Below are 215 nucleotides of genomic sequence, written 5' to 3'. Positions count from 1 at the left end.
TTCACTGCATAATAGCAATCAGGATAATTGGCAAACGCATAAACTGTTTTGCCAAAACGAGCTTGGCGGGCAATTACATGACCACTCTTACAACTTGGACAAGGCACTGAAGCTTCTTTCAGAGCTTCTTCTTCTGGCTTATTTTGTTCTGAAAGTGGGGCAGTATGTTCACAGGTAGGATAGTCAGTACAACCAATAAATAATCCAACACGGCC

At 42.3% G+C, this 215-nt stretch carries 1 protein-coding gene; it reads right to left on the bottom strand.

Annotated features, from left to right (window positions below):
- On the bottom strand, positions 1-215 hold a 215-nt coding region (locus V6255_RS18765), incomplete at both ends, for a topoisomerase DNA-binding C4 zinc finger domain-containing protein (protein WP_341629459.1).

Source organism: Psychromonas arctica (genome assembly GCF_038155225.1).
GTDB lineage: Bacteria > Pseudomonadota > Gammaproteobacteria > Enterobacterales > Psychromonadaceae > Psychromonas > Psychromonas arctica_B.
This window is presented reverse-complemented; position numbering and strand designations above follow the sequence as displayed.